This is a genomic window from Streptomyces sp. FH025, assembly GCF_017427025.1.
In the GTDB taxonomy this organism is placed as follows: Bacteria; Actinomycetota; Actinomycetes; order Streptomycetales; family Streptomycetaceae; genus Kitasatospora.
On record NZ_JAFLNG010000839.1, the window covers coordinates 1 to 2919 of the forward strand.

4 protein-coding genes are annotated in these 2919 nt (G+C 72.7%); 2 read left to right on the forward strand and 2 right to left on the reverse strand.

Features of this window, described 5'->3' with window-relative positions:
* Positions 1 to 141 precede the first annotated feature (141 nt).
* The gene (locus tag J0670_RS34595) at positions 142 to 561 is read right to left on the reverse strand and encodes a DUF5997 family protein (protein ID WP_207816380.1); all 420 of its coding nucleotides are present in this window, start codon (positions 559 to 561) and stop codon (positions 142 to 144) included.
* A gap of 56 nt (positions 562 to 617) precedes the next feature.
* Between J0670_RS34595 and J0670_RS34600 the strand changes: the two genes are divergently transcribed.
* Positions 618 to 1445, forward strand: coding sequence for a LysR family substrate-binding domain-containing protein (locus J0670_RS34600; protein WP_374223232.1), 828 nt, complete (start codon positions 618 to 620; stop codon positions 1443 to 1445).
* A 77-nt stretch (positions 1446 to 1522) separates the two neighbouring features.
* Complete coding sequence (locus J0670_RS34605; protein WP_207816381.1) at positions 1523 to 2098, forward strand: DUF421 domain-containing protein; 576 nt, start codon at positions 1523 to 1525, stop codon at positions 2096 to 2098.
* A gap of 19 nt (positions 2099 to 2117) precedes the next feature.
* Here the strand turns inward: J0670_RS34605 and J0670_RS34610 are convergent, their stop codons facing one another.
* Positions 2118 to 2837 (reverse strand): rhomboid-like protein, encoded by a 720-nt coding sequence (locus tag J0670_RS34610; protein WP_207816382.1) that lies wholly within the window; start codon positions 2835 to 2837, stop codon positions 2118 to 2120.
* Between the last annotated feature and the right edge of the window lie 82 nt (positions 2838 to 2919).

Below are 2919 nucleotides of genomic sequence, written 5' to 3' on the forward strand. Positions count from 1 at the left end.
CTTGCCTCCCGTATCGGTTGTGCTCACGACTGTGCCGGCGTCCGTCGGCTGAGGACGAACGCCGGCACCATCCAAGCGCAGGGGTCTGACAATCGGCGGCGGAGCGCGCGATTCGGCAGGTCAGCGGGGTGAGCCCGCTCCTCAGGCCTGCTTGGCGGCCTTGGCCGCGGCCTCCTTGGCCTCCTTCTCGTGCTTCGCCTTGATCCGGACGGTCTCCTTGCGCACGTCCACCTGGTTGGCGCGCTCGTGCTGGAGCCAGAGCGGGTTCTCGGCCTTGATCGCCTCGATCTCGTCGGTGGTGAGCGCCTCGGTCACGCCGCCCCGGGCCAGGCCGGAGATCGACACACCGAGCTTGGCGGCGACCACCGGGCGCGGGTGCGGGCCGTTCTTGCGCAGCTCCTGGAGCCACTGCGGCGGCTCGGCCTGCAGCGTGTTCAGCTCCTCGCGGGAGACCACGCCCTCCTGGAAGTCGGTCGGCGCCGCGGCGAGGTAGATCCCCAGCTTCTTGGCCGCCGTGGCCGGCTTCATGGTCTGGCTGGTCTTCTGCTTGAGCGATGTCATGCAGACAAGGGTAAGGGAGCGCGGGCGCTCCTGGTCACGGTCGGTAGCCTTGCCCTGTGACAGACATGCAGGTGAACCCGTCCTTCCGGCTCGCGTACGTCCCGGGCGTGACCCCCGGCAAATGGGCCCGGGTCTGGGGTGAGCGGCTCCCGGACGTGCCGCTCGACCTCGTCGCGCTCTCCGCCGCCGACGCCGAGCGCACCCTGCGGGAGGGCTCGGCGGACGCCGGGCTGGTCCGGCTGCCGGTCGACAAGGACGTGCTCAGCGCCATCCCGCTGTACACCGAGACCACCGTCGTGGTCTTCCCCAAGGACCACTGGCTCGCCGCCGCCGAGGAGGTCACCCTCGACGACCTCGCCGAAGAGGTGCTCTTCCACCCGCTCGACGACACCCTCGGCTGGGCCGCCGACGCGCTGCCCGGGCGCCCCGCCATCTCGCGCCCGGAGACCACCGCGGACGCGATCGAACTGGTGGCGGCCAACGTCGGCGTGCTGCTGGTGCCGCAGTCGCTGGCCCGGCTGCACCACCGGCGGGACCTCACCTACCGGCCGGTGGTCGAGGCGCCGCAGTCCCAGGTGGCGCTGTCCTGGCCGCAGGAGCGGACGACGGACCTGGTGGAGGAGTTCATCGGGATCGTCCGGGGCCGTACGGTCAACAGCTCGCGCGGGCGCGGGGCCGGGCAGGCGGCCGCTCCGGCCGCTCCGGCGAAGAAGGCGGCGGCGCAGCGCAAGCCCCAGCAGCAGAGGACCGGAGGCCAGCAGAAGTCCGGCGGCCAGCAGAAGACCGGAGGCCAGCAGAGGTCGGGCGGGCAGAAGCCGAAGGCGGCGGGGAGCGGCCGGGGCACGGCCGCCGCCCGGCGGGGGAAGCCGAAGCGGCGCGGGTAGCGTAGCGTCGGCCCCGTTTCGGAGAGCCCGCCTCCCGAGGGTCCGTCCCTCGGGGCGCGGTGAGAGGAGCGGGGCCCATGTGGCATGACCTGATGGCCGTCCAGATCCCGATCGCGGAGAAGATCCTCCGCACGATCGCGGTCTACGCGCTGATCCTGATCCTGTTCCGGTTGGCGGGGAAACGCGGGCTGGCGGGGCTGAACACCTTCGACATGGTGGTCGTCTTCCTGCTGTCCAACGTGGTGCAGAACGCCATCATCGGCAACGACAACAGCCTGCTCGGCGGGGCGATCGGGGCGGTGACCCTGGTCGCGGTGAACTCCGGCGTCACCCGTTGGCTCGCCCGCGACCCGCGCGCCGCACGCTTCCTGGAGGGCTCGGCCACCACCGTCGTCAAGGACGGCAAGCTGGTGCCCGGCGCACTGCGCGACCTGGCGCTGCGCCCGTCCGAACTGGAGCACGCGATCCGGGTGCAGAACGGCGACAACGTCAGCGGTGTCGCCCGGGCCCGGCTGGAGCCGGACGGACAACTCCTGGTCACCCTCAAGGCGGCCGAACAGAGCGCCACCCGGGGCGACGTGGAGGAGCTGCGGCAGCGGCTGGAGTCGATAGAGCGGCTGCTGACCGAGCTCGCCGCCGACCGCCGGCGCTGACAGGGCTCGGCGGGGATCCTCAGCTGTCGGTGCCTGCGGTGGCGAGGGAGTCGGGCCGGCGGCGGGCGGCCGGGGCCGCCGCCAGGGCGAAGCCGATGGCGGCGGCGAGGAGGTGGCCGACGGTGGTGAACTCCGGGAGCGGGCCCGGCCAGTGGCCACCGCCGCCGCCGAGTGGCCAGGCGAGGACGAAGGCGGCCCAGGGCAGCCGGGCCCAGCGGGGTACGGCGAGGACGCCGAGCGCCAGGGCCGACTGGGCGCCGTAGCTGATGCCGTAGTCCGAGGCCTGGCGGACGTCCTCCGCGTACCAACCCTCGTGCAGGGCCAGCAGGATGACCACGGCGGTGACCAGGGTGGCGCCGATGTGTCCGGCGAGGAACACGGCGACGGCCCGCAGCTTCCCGTACCGGTGCTCGACCCAGGCGAGGCCGACGCAGACGCCGAGGCCCAGGGTGATCAGCGTCGAGCCGAAGCCCGTCGAGAGGACGTCGGCGAGCGTGCCGTCGAACAGCAGCGCGCTGCCGAACAGCGCGCGGACCGGGTGGTCGTGCAGGTTGTCCAGGTTGGTGCTGAGGTACGCCCGTACCGAGTCCGCCTGCTCCTCGGACGGCCCGTACTCGATCCAGACGTGCCCGAGCAGGAGCAGTGCGACGAACCCGAGCGTCAGTGGAGAGCGGCGCGGATACTCCCGGAGGGCGCGCGGCAGCGCGGCCGCCAGCCCCAACGGGCTTCGAGCGTTCATGTTCTGATGCTGTCCCGGTCCGACGGTGTGGTCCGGGCCGCCGCTGTGCGGGCGGCCCCGTCGGGACAGTACCGAACGCCGG

Coding starts and splice junctions, on each gene's coding strand:
- J0670_RS34595 (WP_207816380.1), bottom strand. CDS start 561: ATGACATCGCTCAAGCAGAAGACCAGCCAGACCATGAAGCCGGCCACG.
- J0670_RS34605 (WP_207816381.1), top strand. CDS start 1,523: ATGTGGCATGACCTGATGGCCGTCCAGATCCCGATCGCGGAGAAGATC.
- J0670_RS34610 (WP_207816382.1), bottom strand. CDS start 2,837: ATGAACGCTCGAAGCCCGTTGGGGCTGGCGGCCGCGCTGCCGCGCGCC.